This is a genomic window from Dietzia sp. UCD-THP (genome assembly GCF_000349585.1).
GTDB classification, from domain to species: Bacteria; Actinomycetota; Actinomycetes; order Mycobacteriales; family Mycobacteriaceae; genus Dietzia; species Dietzia natronolimnaea_A.
Genome location: NZ_KB714657.1, coordinates 36,697 through 57,762, shown reverse-complemented (window position 1 = coordinate 57,762; position 21,066 = coordinate 36,697). Strand labels below are relative to the sequence as shown.

Here is a 21,066-nt window from a genome sequence, read left to right as displayed (position 1 = left end):
CGTCGGGGCCGCCGGCCGACACCTGACCAGACAGGTGTCCAGCGGCGGTTTCCGTCAGACTAGCGCACCGTGGCCGGGATCGGCGGGCACTCCTCGCCCGGGGTGCAGTCGGCCGGATCGCCCGGGGCACGCTGCAGTCGCTGCATGGTGTGGTCCGAGACGTAGCGGAAGATCTCGTTGCCCGGCGTGGTGCGCGACAGCGCGTCCGCCGCGAGCAGCACCACCGCCCCCGTCCACGTGCTCAGCTCCACGGGCCAGCGCTTGCCGTCCGCGAACACCAACCCGGTCCAGTAGGAGCCGTCTGAGTCCCGCAGGTGCTGCATGTTGGTGAACTGCTCGAGGGCCTGGTCGTGCCGGCCCGCCGCCTCGAGGGCGAGCACGAGCTCGCACGTCTCGGCGCCGGTCACCCACGGCCGGTGGTCCACGCACCGGATCCCCAGACCGTCGACGACGAACCGGTCCCAGTGGGCATCCAACCGCTGCTGCGCCTGCTCCCCCACCATCACCCCGCCGAGCACCGGGTAGTACCAGTCCATGGAGAACTCGTCCTTGGGGGTGAACAGCTCGGGGTGCGCCCGCAGGGCGTGCCCGAGGGAGTCCGCGGCGGCGTCCCAGTCCGGGGCCGTCTCCCCGAGTTCCTCGGCGATCGCGACGCCACACCGCAGGGCGTGGTGGACACTCGAGGACCCCGTGATGAGGGCCTCCTCGCAGAAGCCCTCTTCCCCGGCGCCCCACCACATCTGACCCTCCGGGCCCTGAAAGGTCAGCACCAGGTCCAGCGCCCTGCGCACCGTCGGCCACATCGACTCCAGGAATCCCTGCCGGGCCGTGACCAGGTGGTGGTGCCATACACCGACAGCGACGTAGGCGCAGAAGTTGGAGTCCGTGTCCGCGTCGACGACGACCCCGTCCTGCCACCTCACCGGCCACGAGCCGTCGGCCCGCTGGGTGTCGAGGAGGAACCCGTACGCCTTCTCCGCGGCCTCCCACTGCCCGGCCACCGTCAGCCCCATGGCCGACTCCACGTGGTCCCACGGGTCGGTGTGCCCGCCCGTGAACCACGGGATCTCTCCGCTCGGACGCTGCACGGAGGCGATCCACTCACCGGTGGCCCGCGCCGCGTCGGCGTCGAGCACCCCCGGGACGCTGGGGACGGGACGGGACCGGTCTACTGCGGTGTTGGAGGTGAGCACTGACGATCAGGCCTCCGCGGGCTTGCGGAGGTAGAACACGATGGACTTGCCCATCACCGGGTTGAGCACCTTCTCGGCGGTCCTGGTGACCCAGGGCCCCTTCATCAGGTCCCACACCAGGAGCTTGTGATAGGCCCTGGGCAGCGGGTGGTCGTCGTTCTCCGTGCCCACCGCGCACTTGATCCACCAGTAGGGGGCGTGCAGCGCGTGCGCGAAGCCGGTGCCGGTGACCTCCAGGCCCGCGGCGCGGAGCTTGTAGCCCAGCTCCTCGGCGGTGTAGATGCGGCAGTGGCCGCCGGGGTTCGAGTGGTAGGCGTCCGAGAGCTTCCAGCAGAGCTTCTCCGGCCACTCGCGCGGCACGGTGACGGCGGCGACGCCACCCGGCTTGAGGATCCGCACGAGCTCGGCGATCGCCCGGGTGTCCTCCGGGACGTGCTCGAGCACCTCGGAGATGAGCACCAGGTCGAAGGTGCCGTCCTCGTAGGGCATGTCGAGCGCGTCCCCGGTCACGGCCTCCCCCTTGGAGGTGGGCAGGCCCTCACCCTCGGCCTCCATCGCGGCGAGCATCTCGGTCACCTGACGCATCTCGTCGGCGTTCTGATCGAAGGCGGTGACATCGGCCCCGCGGCGGTAGAGCTCGAAGGTGTGCCGGCCGAGGCCGGCTCCCACGTCGATGGCTCGCATGCCGGGGGTGACCCCCAGACGATCGAAGTCGGCGGTCAGCATGCGGCGTCCTCCTGCTCACGGATGTCGTACTCCCCGGCCCCGGGGAGCACCTCGGGCACGTCGTCGGTGACGTGCTCGTCTATCTCTGCCTGGTCCGGCCCGATGACCGGACCGGCGGTGAGATCCGGGAGCGTCTCGCCCCGGACCCTGGCTATCGCCGTCTCATAGACCTCGACGGTCCTGCGTGCCACGGCCGCCCAGCTGTAGCGCTCCATCACCCGCTGCCGTCCGCCCTGCGACAGGCGTCGTCGCTCGAGCGGGTCGGACAACAGTGCGCTGATCTGGCGGGCGAGGTCGTCGACGTCGCCGGGCTCGACGAGCCGGGCGGCCGTGTCGTCGGTGCCGACGACCTCCGGGAGCGCCCCCGCGCGGCTGGCGATCAACGCGCAGCCGCTGGACATGGCCTCGACCGCGGGCAGCGAGAAGCCCTCGTACATGCTCGGCACGACCGAGATCTCCGCGGTGCCCACGAGCTCGGCCAACTCGTCGTCGTCGACCCCCGACACCAGGTCGACCGCGTCTCGCAACCCCAGGGAGTCCAGGAGCCTCGAGGCCTCCCCCTTGCGCTTGAGCTTGGAAACCAGCGTCAACCGCACCCCCGGGTGCTCCTGCCGGACCTTCGCCAGTGCGCGCAGCAACACCGGGACGCCCTTGAGCGGCTGGTCGGCGCTGGCCACACACACCAGGCGCCCGGACTCGCGGTCGCGACGGTCGTGGAACCGGTCGGTGTCCACCCCGAGCGGGATCGTCACGATCCGCTCCGGATCCACCCCGAAATCCGACGCGATGTCCTCGGCGGAGTTGCTGGAGACGGTGATGATCTCCTCCAGCTTCCGGGACACGCGGATCTGCATGCCGAGGAAACCGAACCAGCGCCAGGTGGTGATCTTCTTGCGCCAGGGAGCCTCCTTCATGGCGAGGTCGCGATCCCGGGTGATGGGGTGGTGCACCGTGGCGACCACCGGGAACCCGGCCTCCTCGAGCGTCAGCAGGCCGCTGCCCAGGCACTGGTTGTCGTGCACCACGTCGAAGTCGGCGAGTCGCGGAGTGAGGGCCCGGGCCGCGCGGAGGCTGAAAGTGCGTGGCTCGGGGAAGCCGGCGGTCCACATGGTGACCACCTCGAGCAGGTCGATCCGGTCGCGGATCTCCCGGGGGTGCGGCGTGCGGAACGGATCGGCGTCGTTGTACAGGTCCAGACTCGGGACCCTGGTGAGCGACGGACCCGGGTCGAGCTCGGGGTACGGCTGACCGGAGAACACCTCCACGGTGTGACCCAGCGCGGCCAACTCGCGGCTGAGGTGTCGGACGTAGACGCCCTGCCCGCCACCGTGTGGCTTGCTCCTGTACGAGAGCAGTGCGATGCGCACGGCCAATGCCCCCTTCCGTCATCCGGCCCCGGTCCACCGCGAGGACCGCGGCGGCTCAGGGCACATCGAGCAAGTCTAGAACACGTTCGCGGCCAGCGACGACACGGCCGGGGCCGACGCACCGGACCCCCGGGCGCTCGGGGCGTCCGGGGGTCCAGTGGTGGTGCGTGCCGGCCGATGACCGCCGGCGGGGTCGGCTCAGTACCCCAGGTCGTCCAGGCGGACCGACGCGCCGGTGGCGTCGCCGAATCCGTCCTCGGGACCGTAGAACCCGTCGCCATAGTCCGGGATGGAGTAGGCGGCCGCGCGGGCCTCCTCGGTGGGCTCGACCGTCGAGTTCCGATACCGGTTGATGCCGGTACCCGCCGGGATGAGCTTACCGATGATGACGTTCTCCTTGAGCCCCACGAGCTTGTCCGAACGCCGGTTGATGGCGGCGTCGGTGAGCACGCGGGTGGTCTCCTGGAAGGAGGCCGCCGAGAGCCACGAGTCCGTGGCGAGCGAGGCCTTGGTGATCCCCATGAGGACCGGACGCGCCGAGGCCGGCGAGCCGCCCTCGGTGAGCACGCGACGGTTCTCCGCGGTGAGCTCGGCACGCTCGACCAGCGCACCGGGCAGGAACTCGGTGCTGTTGGACTCGTTGATCGCGACCCGACGCATCATCTGCCGGACGATCACCTCGAGGTGCTTGTCGTGGATGGACACGCCCTGCGCGCGGTAGACCTTCTGCACCTCGTCGACGAGGAACTTCTGGACGCCGTTCGGTCCGAGGATGGCCAGCACCTCGTGCGGGTCGGCCGGCCCCTCGAGCAGTGGCTGCCCGCGGTCGAGGTGGTCGCCGTCGACGATCGGGCGGGAGGACCCGTCATCGAGGATGATGTGCGCGAGTCCCTGACGCTTGGACAGCTTCTCGTACACGATCTCGTCCGCGCCGTTGTCCGGCACGATCGTGATGGTGTAGAAGCGCTCCTCCTCCTCGAGGCGGATGCGGCCCGCCTCCTCGGCGATCGGGGCCTTGCCCTTGGGCACCCGGGCCTCGAAGAGCTCCTGCACACGCGGCAGACCACCGGTGATGTCGTCACCGACGCCACCCTGGTGGAACGTGCGCATGGTCAGCTGGGTACCCGGCTCACCGATCGACTGGGCGGCGACGATGCCGACGGCCTCGCCGATGTCGACCAGCAGACCGGTCGCCATGGACCGGCCGTAGCAGGTGGCGCAGACGCCCGTGCCCGTGGTGCAGGTGAGGACCGAGCGGACCTTCACCTTCTCCACACCGGCCGCGATGAGTGCCTCGATCGTCGGGTCGCCGAGGTCGGTACCGGCGGCCACGATGACCGTTCCGGAGGCGTCGACCGCGTCCTCCGCGAGGGTGCGCGCGAACGTCGAGGTCTCGACGTGCTCGTCCCGCGAGAGGGCTCCGGTCTCGACCCCGTGCGCGTCCACCTCGCGGCGGGCGATGATCGTCTCGATGCCCTTGCTCGTCCCACAGTCCGTCTCGCGGACGATGACGTCCTGCGAGACGTCGACGAGACGTCGCGTGAGGTAGCCCGAGTCGGCCGTGCGGAGCGCCGTGTCGGCCAGACCCTTACGCGCACCGTGCGTGTTCATGAAGTACTCGAGCACGGTCAGGCCCTCGCGGAAGGAGGACTTGATGGGCTGCGGGATGAACTCGCCGTTCGGACGCGTCACCAGGCCCTTCATGCCCGCGAGCGAGCGGATCTGGGTCATGTTGCCCGCCGCGCCCGACTTGACGATCGTCGGGATGGGGTTGGAGTCCGGGTAGTTGGCCTCCATGGCCTGACCGATCTCGTCGGTGGCCTCCTGCCAGAGCTTGACCAGGTCGCTCTTGCGCTCCTCGTCGGTGATCTTGCCCAGGCCGAACTGCGACTCGAGGCGGGCCGCCTTGGCGTCGTACGAGGCGAGGATCTCCTTCTTGGCCGGCGGGACCAGCACGTCGGACATCGCGATGGTGACGCCCGAGCGGGTGGCCCAGTAGAAACCGGTGTCCTTGAGCTTGTCCACCGTCTGCGCGACGACGATCATCGGGTACCGCTCGGCGAGGTCGTTGATGATGACGGCCTGACGCTTCTTCGGCATCTGCTCGTTGACGAACGGGTAGTCCGCCGGGAGCAGCTCGTTGAACATCACACGACCCAGCGTGGTCTCGGCGATCCACTCCTGGCCCTGGCTCCACCCTTCGGGAAACAGCTCCGCCTCGATCTGGGCGGGGGGCCGCTGGTGCGTCATCCGCACCCGGATCGGCGCGTGGATGTCGAGCACCCCCAGGTCGACGGCCATGATGGCCTCCGCCGGGGTCGAGTACACGCCGGTCGCCGGTGCGTCCTGCGCGGCCGGGACGTAGGAGCCCGTGGCGCCCTCGTCGAGCCGGGTCAGGTAGTACAGACCCGTCACCATGTCCAGACGCGGCATGGCGAGTGGCCGACCCGATGCCGGCGACAGGATGTTGTTCGAGGCGAGCATCAGGATGCGGGCCTCGGCCTGCGCCTCCGCGGACAGCGGGAGGTGCACGGCCATCTGGTCACCGTCGAAGTCGGCGTTGAACGCCTCACACACGAGCGGGTGGAGCTGGATGGCCTTGCCCTCGACGAGCTGCGGCTCGAACGCCTGGATGCCGAGGCGGTGCAGCGTGGGCGCACGGTTGAGCATCACCGGGTGCTCGGCGATGACCTCTTCGAGCACGTCCCACACCTGGTCGCGCTGACGCTCGACCATCCGCTTGGCGGACTTGATGTTCTGGGCGTGGTTGAGGTCCACCAGCCGCTTCATGACGAACGGCTTGAACAGCTCGAGAGCCATGAGCTTGGGAAGACCGCACTGGTGCAGCTGGAGCTGCGGGCCCACGACGATGACGGAACGACCCGAGTAGTCGACGCGCTTGCCGAGCAGGTTCTGGCGGAACCGGCCCTGCTTGCCCTTGAGGAGATCCGAGAGCGACTTGAGCGGACGGTTGCCCGGCCCCGTGACGGGCCGGCCGCGACGACCGTTGTCGAACAGCGCGTCCACGGACTCCTGCAGCATCCGCTTCTCGTTGTTGACGATGATCTCGGGGGCACCGAGATCCATCAGCCGCTTGAGACGGTTGTTGCGGTTGATGACGCGGCGGTAGAGGTCGTTGAGGTCCGACGTGGCGAAGCGCCCACCGTCGAGCTGGACCATCGGCCGCAGCTCCGGCGGGATCACCGGGACGGCCCCGAGCACCATCGCGGCCGGGTTGTTGCCCGAGCGCAGGAACGCGGAGACGACCTTGAGGCGCTTGAGCGCGCGGATCTTCTTCTGGCCCTTGCCGTTGCGGATGATGTCGCGCAGGCTCTCGGCCTCGGACTCGAGGTCGAAGTTCTCCAGCAGCGACTGGATCGCCTCGGCACCCATCCCGCCCTCGAAGTACTCGCCGAAGCGGTCCTCGAGCTCGCGGTAGATGCTCTCGTCGACGATGATCTGGTTGACCTCGAGCTTGGTGAAGGTGGTCCAGATCTCCTCGAGACGGTCCAGCTCACGCTGGGCCGACTCGCGGATCTTCTTCATCTCCTTCTCGCCGCCGTCCTTGACCTTGCGGCGCTGGTCGGCCTTGGCACCCTCGGCCTCCAGCTCGGCCAGGTCGGCCTCGAGCTTCTTGGCGCGTGCCTCGATGTCCGAGTCCCGCTCGTCCTCGATGATCTTGCGCTCCTCGAGGATCTGCGCCTCGAGGGTGCTGAGCTCGTTGTGGCGCAGGTCGGAGTCCACGCCGGTGATGACGTAGGCCGCGAAGTAGATGATCTTGTCGAGGTCCTTGGGCGCGAGGTCCAGGAGGTAGCCCAGACGCGACGGGACGCCCTTGAAGTACCAGATGTGGGTGACGGGCGCGGCCAGCTCGATGTGGCCCATCCGCTCACGGCGCACCTTGGCACGGGTGACCTCGACGCCACAGCGCTCACAGATGATGCCCTTGAAGCGCACGCGCTTGTACTTGCCGCAGTAGCACTCCCAGTCCCGGGTGGGGCCGAAGATCTTCTCGCAGAACAGGCCCTCCTTCTCCGGCTTGAGGGTGCGGTAGTTGATGGTCTCCGGCTTCTTGACCTCGCCGTAGGACCAGTTACGGATGTTCTCCGCCGTCGCCAGGCTGATGACCAGCTCGTCGAAGTAGTTGACGTCCTGCACGTAGGCGTCCTTTCCCGTATGGGATGGTGGCGGGCCCCTCGCGGGGTGGGGCCGGTACGGGGCCCGCCGTGGTGATACTGACTCTGTCGGATGCGGGGCGCCGGTGTCGCGCGCCCCAGGCGCCTACTGCGCCAGCTCGTCCGCCGCCGAGGACTCGTCCCGGGAGAGGTTGATCCCCAGGTTCGCGGCGGTGCGGTCGAGGTCGTCGTCCTCGGCGCCCTCGCCCAACGAGACCGCCTGGCCGTCGCTGGAGAGCACCTCGACGTTGAGGCACAGCGACTGCAGCTCCTTGAGCAGGACCTTGAACGACTCCGGGATGCCGGGCTCGGGGATGTTCTCCCCCTTGACGATCGCCTCGTACACCTTCACGCGACCCACGACGTCGTCCGACTTGATCGTGAGCAGCTCCTGGAGGGTGTACGCGGCACCGTAGGCCTGCATCGCCCAGCACTCCATCTCACCGAAGCGCTGGCCACCGAACTGGGCCTTACCGCCGAGCGGCTGCTGGGTGATCATCGAGTACGGACCCGTGGAGCGGGCGTGGATCTTGTCGTCCACCAGGTGGTGCAGCTTGAGGATGTACATGTACCCCACGGACACCGGGTACGGGAACGGCTCACCCGACCGACCGTCGATCAGGGTCGCCTTGCCGTCGGCCTCGACCATCCGCTCACCGTCACGGTTCGGGAGGGTGCAGCCGAGCAGGCCGGTGATCTCCGTGTCCGCCGCGCCGTCGAAGACGGGGGTGGCCGTGTTGGTGCCGGCCTCGACGCTGTGGATCTCCTCCGGCAGCTTGGTCGCCCACTCGGGGAGGGAACCGTCCGCCTCGCGGGGCACCTCCCAGCCCGCCTTGGCCAACCAGCCGAGGTGGGTCTCCATGATCTGACCGATGTTCATACGACGCGGGACACCGTGCGTGTTGAGGATGATGTCCACGGGCGTGCCGTCGGGCATGAAGGGCATGTCCTCGGCGGGGAGGATCTTGCCGATGACGCCCTTGTTGCCGTGGCGGCCGGCGAGCTTGTCGCCGTCCTGGATCTTGCGCTTCTGCGCCACGTAGACCCGGACGAGCTCGTTGACGCCGGGGGGCAGGTCGTCGTCGTCGTCACGCGAGAACACGCGGACGCCGATCACCTTCCCGGACTCACCGTGGGGCACCTTCAGCGACGTGTCGCGGACCTCGCGGGCCTTCTCACCGAAGATGGCGCGCAGCAGGCGCTCCTCCGGGGTGAGCTCGGTCTCGCCCTTGGGCGTGACCTTGCCGACCAGCACGTCGCCGTCACGGACCTCGGCGCCGATGCGCACGATGCCGCGGTCATCCAGGTCCGCGAGGACCTCGTCGGAGACGTTGGGGATGTCGCGGGTGATCTCCTCGGCGCCCAGCTTGGTGTCGCGGGCGTCGATCTCGTGCTCCTCGATGTGGATGGACGTGAGCACGTCCTCCTCCACGAGTCGCTGCGAGAGGATGATCGCGTCCTCGTAGTTGTGGCCCTCCCACGGCATGATCGCCACGAGCAGGTTCTTGCCCAGCGCCATCTCGCCGTTCTCGGTGCAGGGTCCGTCGGCGAGGACCTGACCGGCCTCGACGCGCATCCCCTCGTCCACGATCGGCTTCTGGTTGGAGCACGTGCCCTGGTTGGACCGCGCGAACTTGGCCAGCCGGTAGGTCTGGCGACCGCCGTCGTCGTCCATGACGGTGATGAAGTCGGCCGAGACCTCCTCCACCACGCCCGCACGGCTGTTGACGACGACGTCGCCGGCATCCACCGCCGCGCGCAGCTCCATGCCGGTACCGACGAGCGGCGACTCGGAGCGCACGAGCGGGACCGACTGACGCTGCATGTTCGCGCCCATCAGGGCACGGTTGGCGTCGTCGTGCTCGAGGAACGGGATCATGGCGGTGGCCACCGAGACCATCTGCCGCGGCGAGACGTCCATGTAGTCCACGTCCGTGCCCGCGACGACCTCGACGTCACCGTGCTTCTTGCGCACGAGGACGCGGTCCTCCACGAACCGTCCGTTCTCATCGATCTCCGAGTTGGCCTGCGCCACGACGTGGCGGTCCTCCTCGTCGGCGGTGAGGTAGTCGACCTGGTCGGTGACGGCGCCGTCGACGACCCGGCGGTACGGGGTCTCGATGAAGCCGAACGGGTTGACCCGGGCGTAGACCGAGAGCGACCCGATCAGACCGATGTTCGGACCCTCGGGGGTCTCGATCGGGCACATGCGACCGTAGTGCGAGGCGTGCACGTCGCGGACCTCGAGGCCGGCGCGTTCACGCGACAGGCCGCCGGGGCCCAGAGCGGACAGGCGCCGCTTGTGCGTCAGACCCGACAGCGGGTTGTTCTGGTCCATGAACTGCGACATCTGGGAGGTTCCGAAGAACTCCTTGAGCGCGGCGGTGATGGGCCGGATGTTGATCAGCGACTGCGGGGTGATCGCCTCGGAGTCCTGCGTGGTCATCCGCTCGCGGACCACGCGCTCCATCCGGGACAGGCCCACGCGGACCTGGTTCTGGATCAGCTCGCCGACGGTTCGCAGACGACGGTTTCCGAAGTGGTCGATGTCGTCGACGTCGACCGGGACCTCGCGCCCGCCGGGGACCTGCATCGAGGTCTCGCCCGCGTGGAGGCGCACGAGGTACTCGATGGTGGCGGCGATGTCCTCACGCGTGAGCGTGGTGGTGTCGTCGCCCTCGGGGTCCGGCAGACCGAGCTTGCGGTTGACCTTGTAGCGGCCGACGCGGGCCAGGTCGTAGCGCTTCTCCTTGAAGAACAGGTTCTCCAGGAGCGCCTCCGCGGACTCGCGGGTCGGCGGCTCGCCCGGGCGCAGCTTGCGGTAGATCTCGAGCAGCGCCTGGTCCGTGTCCTCGACCGTGTCCTTCTCGAGGGTGGACATCATGATCTCGGAGAAGCCGTAGCGTTCCTTGATCTCGGTGGTGGTCCAGCCGAGCGCCTTGAGCAGGACGGTCACGGACTGACGGCGCTTGCGGTCGATACGCACACCGACCGTGTCGCGCTTGTCCACGTCGAACTCCAGCCACGCACCACGCGACGGGATGACCTTCACGGAGTGGACGTCGCGCTCCGTGGACTTGTCGCGGCTGCGGTCGAAGTACACGCCGGGCGAGCGGACGAGCTGCGAGACGACGACGCGCTCGGTGCCGTTGATGATGAACGTGCCCTTGTCCGTCATCATCGGGAAATCACCCATGAAGACGGTCTGCGACTTGATCTCGCCCGTCTCGGTGTTCTCGAACTCGGCCGTGACGAACAGGGGCGCCTCGTACGTACGGTCCTTCTCGCGGCAGTCCTCCATCGAGGCCTTGACCTCTTCGAAGTACGAATCGGAGAACGAGAGCGACATGGATCCGGAGAAGTCCTCGATCGGGGAGATCTCCCTGAGGATCGACTCCAGGCCTCCCTCGAGGTTCGTGACGCCGCGTGACGCGGCCCTCTGCTGCCACTCCTCCGACCCGATGAACCACTCGAACGACTCCGTCTGGAGGTCGAGCAGTCCCGGGACCGGCAACGGCTCGGAGAGTTTCGCGAACGAGACCCTCCGGGGCGCACCGGGAACGGTGGAAACTGACTTGGTCTGGCGGGAGACTGCCAAGATGGGTCCTTCCAGCACCTCACGTGATCACCACGGGCGGTGACCACAGATGTATCTGCGAGCGGTCCGCCGACGGGTATCCACCCGAATCCGACCCGGTCGAGGACTCGAAGAACACCCGGTGGGACCGGGGACGAGCCGTCACGGACGGACGAGAGTGCAAATAGCAGCCAGCGCAACGACCTAATCTAGCGGATGGCGGCGCGGAAGTCCAGCCGTCGACGGGGGTGCCCCCGGAGGCTGTGTGCGGGCGGGTACGCCGTCCGTCCCCGCGCTGGTTGCCCTCGTGGCTCTCGCCTCATCGGCCCCCGGTCGGGACGTCGCACCTGCGGGCGATCTGATCGCCCGATGCCCCTAAAGGGTGACGGGTCGACGGCCTTTCGTCAAGGATCTCGTCCGGTCCGACCCGCAGATGCCCTGTGAACCGGCCCGTCCGACCGCCCGTCAGGAGGGGAGGTCGGGGATCCGGGACAGCTTCCACACGCCGTCGATCCGATCGAGACCGACCACGTACGTCCCGCTGGTGCTCCCGGCCGCGATGCCGTCACGGGTCATCGAGACGTCCTGCACCAGGAGCACCTCGGCCTTGTCGCCGTCGAGGTAGGACAGCCCCGCCTCACGGACCTGCGCCTCGACGGCGGTGGCCGACTGCTCGTAGCTGTCGCGCAGAGCGGGCCAGTTCTGGTCCAACTCGGACACGAGCTCCGGGGTGAGGAACTCCCCCAGCGAGTCGTGGTACTCGTCCAGCGCCTCGTGGTCGATCGCGACCAGTCGTTGGACGTTGGTGCTCGCCGCGGTGAGGACCTCGTCTGTGACCGCTGCGTCGACGAACGCCTGGTTGTCCACGTCGACCCCGGGCCCGGTGGCCAGGAACGCCCCGGTGGCTCCAGCCACCAGGCCCACCGCCAGCGCCGCGTACGCGAGGGTCCGCCCCCCGGAACGCCGGCGGTTCGGCCGTGCCGCCAAATCCGAGCCGTGTTCGCGAGCAGCCCCAATGCCCCCCTCGGGCGTCTGCTGCGGCTCCCCTGGCTTTCGCTTCGGGCGGTCCTTAGCGGTTGAGGTGCGCCGCCTCCGTTTCTTGCCGTACGCACCCTCGTAGGCGTCCGACCAGTCGTTGTCGTGGTCCATCGAGTGCCCGTCCTTCCTCATCGGCCGGCGGTGGTCGTCGGCGCGGGGGTGGTCGGCGCGGTGGTCGCCCCCTCCTGCGACTCGGCGTCGGCCGCGTCCTCGTCGGCGGTGTCCTCGCCGGCGGTGTCCTCGTCGGTGGCGTCGGGCACCTCGAGTCCCTGCACCGACTGGCTGGACGACCCCACCGGGACCGTCACGCCCACCTGGTTGACCGCATCGGCCTTCCACTCGTCGTCGACCCGGGTCAGGTCGACCCGCATCGCCTGGCGACCGGTGATGTCCTCCTGGCCCTCACGCTCGGAATGAGCGGTGAAGACCACCAGGACGGCGGCGGTCCCCTCGTTTAGGTCCAACTCCTCCACGGCGGTGTGCGAGACGGTGGCCGTGGTGACCGCCTTCTGCTCGATCACCCGGGTACGGACATCTTCCGCCCACTGCTCCTGCTCCACGAGGAAGTCCCCCGTCGAGGCCTCCGCGAGCATCTGGAGGGAGTCGTCGACGTTCCGGTGATCGAAGCTGAACGCGTTGATGATCACCTGCGAGGCCACCTCGGACACGGCGTCCCGCTCGGTCGCGACGTTCTGAGCGGACCGGGCCTCGGCGTAGCGGACCCCCGACACGGCCAGGGTCACCAGGCCCGCGGCCAGGACGAGCACCGAGACGACCACCAGCCACTTCGGGACGCCCCGGACCTCGCCGACGCCGTCGGTGCGGCCGTCCGCGCGGCCATCGGTGTTCTGCGCACTCATGGGCGTGACGCTACCGGAACCCCCGGGCACCGGACCGCCGCCCGGTCCCGCGGTCACCGCGGGATCAGTCCCTGGAGCACGGCGAGCTGCTCGGCGGCCACCGACAGGTTGAGCCGGTCGGGGTCGACCTTCGGCTTGGTGTCCCAGGGCTGGGTCACCTCCGGGCTCGCGTACTCCACGCGGTCCGCGCCCCGGACCGCGGTCGGGCTGCCGAAGGGCACGGTGCAGCGCGCGTCGTAGTTGGGCGGGAAGTTCTGTTCCTGAGGGTCGAACGACGGGTCCTGCGCCTTGATCTCGTTGATGATGTCCCACGTGCCCTCGTAACCCTGGGTGCACGGGGTGGGGTTGTCCATCTCCAGGACCAGACCGAAGTGGATGGTGCCGTCGCCCGGGGCCACGGAGAGGCCTCCGGCGCTCAGGGCGGGGAGCAACTGCAGCAGCACGACGAAGGACGGGGCGAGCGGGTCGACCGTCTTCATGGTGGTCGACAGGTTGCCGAACGTCCGCGTGAGCGGCTCGCCCGAGTTCTCCACCAGGAATCGCATCTCGTCCGCGAACTCCGGCCCGGTGTCGATGAGCCTCTCGAGATCCGAGTCGGAGTCACGCAGCGCCTCGGTGACGGTCCGCAGGTCGCGGGAGAAGCTGACGATCTCCGTGGACTGGTCGGCCTGCGTGTCGAGCACCGTGGCCCCGTCGCGGATGAGGGTCTGCAGCTGGGGCATCGTCCGGATACCGGAATCCGCGATACGGATCAGGGAATCCGAGAGGCGCTGCAGCTGCGGGCCCCGGCCCTCGAACGCCCTGCCGAGTTCGTCGACGGTCACCTCGAGGTCGTCGAGTGGGACCGACCGTGACAGCTCGTCGACCGACGCCAGCAGGTCCTCCACCCGGACCGGCAGCGCCTCGGTGCCCGCGGAGATCACGTCCCCGTCCCGGAGATAGGGCTCGGAGAAGGTGTTGGGCCACAGGTCGACGTACTGCTCGCCGATCGCCGAGCGGTTGGCCACCACGGCCACGGTGTCCGCGGGGACCTCGGGGGCACTGGAGTCCATGTCCAGTTCGACCCGCACCCCGTCCTCGGTCAGCGTGAGCTCACCGACCCGTCCGACCGGGGTACCGCGGTAGTTGACGGCGGCGTTGGTGAAGACCCCGCCGGTGTCGGGTAGATCCAGGTACACCTTGTACTGGCCGATGCCGAGCAGCGAAGGCAGACGCACGTAGTTGGCGCCCACGTAGCTGATGCCCAGGGCAGCGATGAGGCCGAAAATGATGAGCTGGGTTTTCAGCGTTCTGCTCATTGGTATCCGGGCTCCCCTGGTTCTGGAAGGTACGTCTCGGAGAACTCCGAGGTACCCGGTGCGGGCCTGGGCACGACAGCCCGGTCCATGATCGGCGGGACCGGTAGCAGTGGCAGGACGATGGTGGTGCGGCGATCCGGACCGTTGCCGCCGACCCAGGGGTTACCCGGGTCCACGTTGTACGGCCCCCTGGTCGTGGTCGGCCGGATGGACACGGGGTCGCCCTGGTTGGCACCGAGGTTGCGCAGCGTCTCCGAGATCGTGGCGTCGACCGAGAGGAACACGTTGGCCGCCCCTCCGACGGTCGCCGTGATGGAGGCGTCCGGGAACGGGAAGGTGGGCACGAAGCCGGTCAGGTCGATGAGCTCGGGCGTGGACTCCCCCAGATACTGGAGTACCGGCCGCAACGCCCTCAGGTCGGCGATGAGGTCCTCCCTGCTGGTGAGCAGGATGTCCGATCCCACCTCGCCCAATGCGTCGACACGGCGCAGCATCTCCACGAACTGGGGACGCTGCTCCTCGAGCACCGCGACGCCGGCGGGCAGCTCGTCGAGGGCCGCCTGGATCTGCTGCCGCTGGTCGTTCGCCCGGGCCGTCATGAGGTTGACGCCCTCGAGCGCGGCGGTGATGCTGTCGCGCTGCCGGTTGAGCCCGCCGATGAGCTCGTCCGCCGAGCGGAGCGTCTGGGTGAGCCCCTCCTCGCGACCGTCGGTCAGTGAACGCAGCTCGGCCACGATGGGCTGGATCTGGTCCACTCCCCCGCCGTTGAGCAACAGTGAGAGCGCGCCGAGCACCTGTTCGATATCGGTGGCGGTCCGCGTGTCGGAGGTGCGGATGACCGCGCCGTCGGTCAGTTGCCCGGTCGGTTCCTCGTCCTCGGGAGGGGTGAGTTGCACGAACTTCTCCCCCAGCAGGTTGGTCTGCTGGATCGAGGCCTCGACGTTCGCGGGCAACCCGAGATCGTCCCGGAGGACGACGTCCACCTGCGCCGTCCACCCGTCCTCGGCCAACGAGACACCCGAGACACGACCGGCGTCCAGACCGTTAACCTTGACGGAGGACTGCAGGACCAGGTCCAGCACGTCGTCGAACTGGATGGAGACGGTCATCGGGTCGTCGCCCACGTCGGCGCCGCCCGGGAGCGTGTAGTCCTGGAGGTCGGTCGAACACCCGGCCGCGAGGGCCGCCACGGCGGCGGACGCGCCCACGGCACGGACCGCGTTGCCACCGATTCTGAACCGGTGTCGACTCATCACCGTCCTCCTTCGGAAGCGGGGGTCATGGGCCATCCGCGGTTGCCCTCGACGGTCCCGGGCACCGGAATGGACTGCTTCATCTCACCCGCGAGGATCCCGAGGGGGAGGTCGGGGTTGGAGGCCCTGAGCTCTCGGTTCCGCTCGGGCGCCAGCGCCTCACAGGCCTGGAGGTCCGCGCGGCGGAGGTTGTCGAGTTCGCGGAGCATCTCGTCCCCGGGGTTGAGGCGGCCCAGCGTCATGATCTGGCACAGCACGCCGGCCGGATTCTGCTTCTCCGGGATGTTCGGGCGCATAGAGAGGGTCCCCGACTCCGAGTCATAGGCACCGATGAGGTTGGCCAGGGCCAGCGGGGCCGTCTTGAGGATCTCCTCGATGTCGCCGCGCTGGTCGGCGGTGATCTGGCTGAGTGCGGCCAGTCGGTCCGCGTTGGAGCGGATGGAGTCCTGGTTATCCCGCACCAGCCGCGCCACGTCGGCGAGTGCATAACTGAGCTCGGACAGCGCACCCTGCAGGTCCTCCCGCTGACCCGCCACCGTCTGGTTGAACGATGCCATCTGGGTGTTGAACTGCCTGACCTGCGCGTCGTTCTGCGCGAGCATCGTGACGAACGACTGGAGGTTGACCACGGTCTCGCTGATGTCCTGACTGGAGTCGGCCAGGGTCGTGGCCGCACGGGACAGCTCGTCGATCGACCGCCCCAGGGCGGCGCCGTTGCCGCCGAGGGTCTCGGCGGACCGGGTGACGAACCTGTCGACGGCGCCGTCCCTGTTCGCGCCGTCCGGCCCCAGTGCCTCCGTGAGGTCCTGGACCGAGGCGTAGAGCTTGTCCACCTCGACGGGGGTCGCGGTCCGGTCCAACGGGATGTGCGCCCCGGACTCCATCGTGGGCCCACCGGAGTAGGCGGGCATGAGTTGGATGGTGCGGTCCGGGATGACCGACGGGGTCACCTGCACGGCCTTGGCGTCGACGGGGACGTCGATGCCGCGACGGACGTAGAGCGTGACCTCCACCGTGTCACCCATAGGGACGACCTCCTCGACCGAACCGACCGTCACGCCGAGGATCCGGACGTCGGTGCCCTGGGAGATGCCCACCGCCGACGGGAACGTCGCGGTGATGACGGTCCGGCCCATCCGGGTGACGGTCAGGTAGGTCACGGTGACGATCGCCACGACGACGACGAGGAGCAGCGCGACCAACCAGTACGGCAGCTTCTTGTGCATCAGTTGATCCCACTCTGTCGGGCCGGCGCACGGGCACCGGGATAGAAGGGCGGCTCGGGGATGCCCGGCGGGATGAGATTGGTGACCACCGAGTCGAACCACCTGCCGGTGCCCAGCATGTTGGCGTAGAGGCGATAGAACGGCGCGAGGTTGTGGATGGACTTCTTGAGGTCCTCCTCGTGGTCGGTGAGGACCGACAACGCGGAATCCAGGCTGTCCAGGGTCGGGCCGAACTCCGCCTCGGTGTCCGCGACGAGGAGACGGAGCTCCGCCGACAACCCCCGGGTCGACGCGAGGACGAGCTTGAGGGTCTCGGCACGCTCGTTGAGCTCGCCCAGCAACTGCCCGGTCCCGATGATCAGTCGACGGAAGTCGTCGTTCCGCTCGGCCAGGATCTCCGAGCTCGTCCTGGTCGCCTCGAGCAACTGACGCAGCTCCGCGTCGCGGGTCGAGATGGTCTGGGACAGTCGCGCCACGCCGTCGACGGCGCCGCGGAACTCCTCGGGCGAGGCCTGCATGGCGTCGGTGAGCGTGTCCAGACTCTCCGCGAGCGCGGCGTCGTCGATCTGCTCCAGCGTCTCGGCGGCGGAGGAGAAGGCGGTCACCACGTCGTAGGGGGCGGTGGTGCGCTCCAGGGGGATCGGCTCCGAGCGGTCCAGCTCACCGGTGCCCGCGGGGACCAGCGCCAGGTACTTCTGGCCGAGTACCGTCTTGATCTGGATGCTGGCGCGGGTGTCGTCCCCGAGCCAGGCGTCCTTGGCCCGGAACCCCACGACGACCTTGTCCCCGTCGAGCTCCACGTCGGTCACCACGCCCACCTTGACGCCGGCCACGCGGACCTCGTTGCCGTCCGTGAGACCAGCCGCCTCCGAGAAGTACGCCTCGTACTTCGGTCCCGCCCCGACGATCGGCAGGGAGTCGAGCATGAACGACCCGGCCGTGAGCACCAGGATCACCACGACCCCGATCACTCCGATGGTCGCGTTTCCGACCCGGGGTTGACCCGGCGTCCGCTTGCTCATGGGATCCCCCCCTCGTGGCACCGTGGCGCGACGTTCGTGTACACCGTGTGGTTGACGACGGGCCCGCCGCTGGGCAGCAGGTTGGGCACGTTGTTGCCCGGACCGTGCACCACGTCGAGTCCGCACAGATAGAACTGGAACCAGGAACCGAAGGACCCCATGCGGATGAGGTTGTCGGTCTTGACCGGCATGTTCTCCAGGACCTCGCTCAGCGTCCCCCGATTGGCGTTGATGTTGTCGCTGATCAGCTTCAGGTGGTCGAGCGATTCGTCGACGGCCGGCCGGGTCGCGGTGACCACGTTCTCGGCCGAGGACGTGAGGTCGGCGATCGAGTCCAGTGAGCTGCCGATCGCATCGCGTTCCTGCGCGAGTCCCTCGACGAGCTGCCTCGTGGTCACCACGAGCTGCTGGAACTGCACGTCGCGTTCGTTGATGGTCTGCAGGACCCGGGTGAGGTTGTCGATGACCTCCCCGATCACCTGGTCGCGATCGGCAAGGTGGTTGGTCAGCTCGCCGGTCTGACGGACCAGACTGGTCACCGTCCCGCCCTCGCCCTGGAGGACCCGGATCAGGGAGTCCGCCAGCGCGTTGACGTCCTCGGGCTGCAGTGTCGTGAACAGGGGGCGGAAGCCGTTGAACAGCGCTGTGAGGTCGACCGCGGGCGTGGTGTTCTCGATGCCGATCACGGTGCCCTCGGGCAGCTCCGGCTGAGCCGGCCCGGGTTCCCGGGAGATGTTCATGTACCGCTGGCCGATCATGTTCCGGAAGCGGAGCGTGAGGTGCGCGTCCGCAGGGATGGTGCGGTCACCGGACAGGGTGAAGTGCACCAGGGCCTGGTCGCGGTCGTGGACCTCGAAGTCGTTCACGTGGCCCACCACGACGCCCGCGATCCGGACGTCGTCGCCCTTCTCCAGCATGGTCACGTCGGAGAAGACGGCCGAGTACTGGGTCCCCTCCTCCCGCGTGCCACCGCGGATGGTGGTGGCCAGCACCGTGCTGAGCATGACGGTGACGACGATGAACACGGCGAGCTTGATGAACGAGCCGAGCAGCCCACCGCGGAACAGTGCTTTGACCTTGGCGTTCATCGGAAACTCACCTCCGCCCCGCGCAGCGCCGGGGCCCCGATTCCACCGATCCACGCGGGGATGTCCGCCGCGTCGCGATCGGTGGCGACGCCGTACACGGTGCGCACGGTGTCGGTCTCCAGCGGTGAGCCCGCGTAGGCCATCGCCATGACGTCACGGTCCCGACCGGCGGTGACGGTCGAGGGGAACGGCAGGTTGGGTTGTTCGGGTACGGCGCGTCCCGGTGCCGCCGGCACGGATCCGCGGGTCCGCAGGGCGGGCACGGGGCCGTCCTGATCGAGCGGGTTGGGCAGGGTCGGGATGAACTCCGGCCCGGGGTTCCTGGTGGGCGGCTGGTAGGACCCGTCGGCGATGGCACCACCGGGTGCTCCGCCGAAGATCTGCGGCTCCGCGACCGGGTCGTAACACCTCGGGCCCCGCGTGTCGAAGAACCGGGGTTCGTCCTGATTGGGCACGTAGCGTCCCTTGGGGTTGACGACCTCGATCGTCACCCGGATACCCGGGTTCGGGGTTCCCACCCCGAGGATCGCGTCGGAGCGGTCGAGCGCGGTCATGAAGTTGTCCACGGTGCACGGCAGTGCGGGCGAGTACTCCGCGAGGTATTCCAGGGACGTCCGGGAGTCGATCGCGAGGGCGATGAGATCGGAGCGGTTGGCCGCGAGGAATCCCGTGAGCACGTCGGCCGAGGAGCTGATCCGCTGCAGCCCGTCCGCGATGTCGGTGCGGCGCTGGATCACCGTGTCCCCGGTGGTGCGCAGCGCGTCCAGGGCGTGGATGAGGTCGGGCAGGGCCTCGGAATAGGTCTGGGAGAAGGTCGCGAGATCCTCGAGGCCCGACTCCAACGCCGGCATCTCCTCGGAGATACCGTCGAAGACCCTCCCGATCTCCACGAACCCGGCGCCGATCTCGTCGCCGCGGCCCGCGAGCGCCTGGTTGATGGCACCGAGCGTTCCGGCCAGCTTCTCCGGGGGGACCGCCTCCAACACCGGCAGTAACCCGTCGAGGACGCGGCCGAGCTCGATCGCGTTCCCGCGGGTGTCCTGCTCGATGGTGGCACCCGGTTCGATCGTCCCGACGGGCTGCTCGGGGAATCCCAGGGCCACGTACCTCTCGCCGAAGAGCGTCTTGGGCAGCAGACGACCACTGATGTTGGCCGGGAGCTGGTCGACGAACGCGGGGTCGAACTCCATGTTCACGCGGACACGCTGCCCCTCGGGCTCGACGCCGGACACCCGCCCGACCAGGACCCCCCGTGCCTTGACGTCGGCGTCGTTGGGCAACGCGAACGCCATGTCGTCGGCGTACATGGTGACGCTGTCCGAGGCGGTGAAGGCTCGGTTGTAGATCGCGATGGTGGTCCCCACGAAGACCAGCACGATCACGATGAACAGCGCCGCGAGCAGACGCTTGGACACGGCTGACAATTCGTTCATCCCGCCACCCTCACAGTCGTGGTGGTGCCCCAGAGGGCGAGTCCGACGAAGAAGTTCAGGATGGCTACCACGACGATCGTGGTCCGCACCGCGCGGCCCACGGCCACGCCGACACCGGCGGGGCCTCCCGACGCGGTGAAACCGTAGAAGCAGTGGATCATCACCAGGACGAACGCGAAGATGATCACCTTGATGAAGGAGTAGATCACGTCTTCCGGTGGCAGGAAGAGATGGAAGTAGTGGTCGAACGAGCCCGTCGACTGCCCCTGCACCATGGTGTTGACGGCGCGCGTCGCCATATAGGAGGACAGCAGCCCCACCACGTACAACGGGATGACGGCGATGAAGCCGGCGATGATCCGGGTGGTGACGAGGTACGGCACGCTCGGGATCGCCATCACCTCGAGCGCATCGATCTCCTCCGAGATGCGCATCGCGCCGAGTTGGGCCGTGAAGCCGCACCCGACGGTGGCCGACAAGGCGAGCGCGGCGACCAGCGGAGCCACCTCGCGCGTGTTGACGTAGGCGGACAGGAAGCCGGTGAGCACCGAGCTCCCGATCTGGTCCAGCGCGGCGTACCCCTGCAGTCCCACGACGACGCCCGTGAACCCGCTCATCATCACGATCACGCCGATGGTGCCGCCGAGGACCGCGAGCACCCCGACGCCGAAGGTGACCTCGGCGATGAGGCGCAGCACCTCTTTCCGGTAGTGCACGAGTGTCTGTGGGATCCAGCGGATCGCCCGGAGGTGGAACGCGAGCTGGTCCCCGAGGCTGTCGAACGAGCTGATCGGCCCGCGCACCATCGCC

General features: G+C 68.6%; 14 protein-coding genes. All 14 read right to left on the bottom strand.

What is annotated here, in order from left to right; translation table 11 throughout:
* Window positions 1-59: 59 nt before the first annotated feature.
* Window positions 60-1,193: a prenyltransferase gene (locus H483_RS35495; protein WP_017838146.1), complete on the bottom strand. Its 1,134-nt coding sequence runs from the start codon at window positions 1,191-1,193 to the stop codon at window positions 60-62.
* A 6-nt stretch (window positions 1,194-1,199) separates the two neighbouring features.
* Window positions 1,200-1,919: a class I SAM-dependent methyltransferase gene (locus tag H483_RS35490; RefSeq protein ID WP_017838145.1), complete on the bottom strand. Its 720-nt coding sequence runs from the start codon at window positions 1,917-1,919 to the stop codon at window positions 1,200-1,202.
* Complete coding sequence (locus H483_RS35485) at window positions 1,913-3,286, bottom strand: glycosyltransferase family 4 protein (RefSeq protein ID WP_017838144.1); 1,374 nt, start codon at window positions 3,284-3,286, stop codon at window positions 1,913-1,915. Before H483_RS35485 ends, H483_RS35490 begins: the two co-directional genes overlap by 7 nt.
* 198 nt (window positions 3,287-3,484) lie before the next feature.
* A complete protein-coding gene (locus H483_RS35480) occupies window positions 3,485-7,444 on the bottom strand; it encodes a DNA-directed RNA polymerase subunit beta' (protein ID WP_017838143.1) in 3,960 nt (1,319 codons plus the stop codon).
* Window positions 7,445-7,567: 123 nt separating this feature from the next.
* Window positions 7,568-11,077, bottom strand: coding sequence for a DNA-directed RNA polymerase subunit beta (locus H483_RS35475; RefSeq protein WP_017838142.1), 3,510 nt, complete (start codon window positions 11,075-11,077; stop codon window positions 7,568-7,570).
* A gap of 426 nt (window positions 11,078-11,503) precedes the next feature.
* Entirely contained in the window at window positions 11,504-12,187 is a 684-nt protein-coding gene (locus H483_RS35470) for a hypothetical protein (RefSeq protein ID WP_017838140.1), read from the bottom strand.
* A 17-nt stretch (window positions 12,188-12,204) separates the two neighbouring features.
* The gene (locus H483_RS35465; RefSeq protein WP_238556379.1) at window positions 12,205-12,936 is read right to left on the bottom strand and encodes a hypothetical protein; all 732 of its coding nucleotides are present in this window, start codon (window positions 12,934-12,936) and stop codon (window positions 12,205-12,207) included.
* 53 nt (window positions 12,937-12,989) lie between these two features.
* Window positions 12,990-14,234, bottom strand: a complete 1,245-nt coding sequence (locus H483_RS35460; protein WP_017838138.1) for an MCE family protein — start codon at window positions 14,232-14,234, stop codon at window positions 12,990-12,992.
* Window positions 14,231-15,487 (bottom strand): MCE family protein, encoded by a 1,257-nt coding sequence (locus tag H483_RS35455; RefSeq protein ID WP_017838137.1) that lies wholly within the window; start codon window positions 15,485-15,487, stop codon window positions 14,231-14,233. The genes H483_RS35460 and H483_RS35455 overlap by 4 nt, the downstream gene beginning before the upstream one ends.
* Entirely contained in the window at window positions 15,487-16,713 is a 1,227-nt protein-coding gene (locus H483_RS35450) for an MCE family protein (protein ID WP_017838136.1), read from the bottom strand. Before H483_RS35450 ends, H483_RS35455 begins: the two co-directional genes overlap by 1 nt.
* The gene (locus H483_RS35445) at window positions 16,713-17,735 is read right to left on the bottom strand and encodes an MCE family protein (RefSeq protein ID WP_017838135.1); all 1,023 of its coding nucleotides are present in this window, start codon (window positions 17,733-17,735) and stop codon (window positions 16,713-16,715) included. The genes H483_RS35450 and H483_RS35445 overlap by 1 nt, the downstream gene beginning before the upstream one ends.
* Window positions 17,732-18,823, bottom strand: coding sequence for an MCE family protein (locus H483_RS35440; protein ID WP_017838134.1), 1,092 nt, complete (start codon window positions 18,821-18,823; stop codon window positions 17,732-17,734). The genes H483_RS35445 and H483_RS35440 overlap by 4 nt, the downstream gene beginning before the upstream one ends.
* Window positions 18,820-20,256: an MCE family protein gene (locus H483_RS35435; protein ID WP_017838133.1), complete on the bottom strand. Its 1,437-nt coding sequence runs from the start codon at window positions 20,254-20,256 to the stop codon at window positions 18,820-18,822. The genes H483_RS35440 and H483_RS35435 overlap by 4 nt, the downstream gene beginning before the upstream one ends.
* A complete protein-coding gene (locus tag H483_RS35430) occupies window positions 20,253-21,062 on the bottom strand; it encodes an MlaE family ABC transporter permease (protein WP_370446358.1) in 810 nt (269 codons plus the stop codon). Before H483_RS35430 ends, H483_RS35435 begins: the two co-directional genes overlap by 4 nt.
* Window positions 21,063-21,066: the final 4 nt, after the last annotated feature.

What these genes read in the sequence shown, in the direction of transcription:
- H483_RS35490 (WP_017838145.1), bottom strand. Translation starts at nt 1,919, where the DNA reads ATGCTGACCGCCGACTTCGATCGTCTGGGGGTCACCCCCGGCATGCGA.
- H483_RS35470 (WP_017838140.1), bottom strand. Translation starts at nt 12,187, where the DNA reads ATGGACCACGACAACGACTGGTCGGACGCCTACGAGGGTGCGTACGGC.
- H483_RS35465 (WP_238556379.1), bottom strand. Translation starts at nt 12,936, where the DNA reads ATGAGTGCGCAGAACACCGATGGCCGCGCGGACGGCCGCACCGACGGC.
- H483_RS35460 (WP_017838138.1), bottom strand. Translation starts at nt 14,234, where the DNA reads ATGAGCAGAACGCTGAAAACCCAGCTCATCATTTTCGGCCTCATCGCT.
- H483_RS35455 (WP_017838137.1), bottom strand. Translation starts at nt 15,487, where the DNA reads ATGAGTCGACACCGGTTCAGAATCGGTGGCAACGCGGTCCGTGCCGTG.
- H483_RS35450 (WP_017838136.1), bottom strand. Translation starts at nt 16,713, where the DNA reads ATGCACAAGAAGCTGCCGTACTGGTTGGTCGCGCTGCTCCTCGTCGTC.
- H483_RS35445 (WP_017838135.1), bottom strand. Translation starts at nt 17,735, where the DNA reads ATGAGCAAGCGGACGCCGGGTCAACCCCGGGTCGGAAACGCGACCATC.
- H483_RS35440 (WP_017838134.1), bottom strand. Translation starts at nt 18,823, where the DNA reads ATGAACGCCAAGGTCAAAGCACTGTTCCGCGGTGGGCTGCTCGGCTCG.
- H483_RS35435 (WP_017838133.1), bottom strand. Translation starts at nt 20,256, where the DNA reads ATGAACGAATTGTCAGCCGTGTCCAAGCGTCTGCTCGCGGCGCTGTTC.
- H483_RS35430 (WP_370446358.1), bottom strand. Translation starts at nt 21,062, where the DNA reads ATGGTGCGCGGGCCGATCAGCTCGTTCGACAGCCTCGGGGACCAGCTC.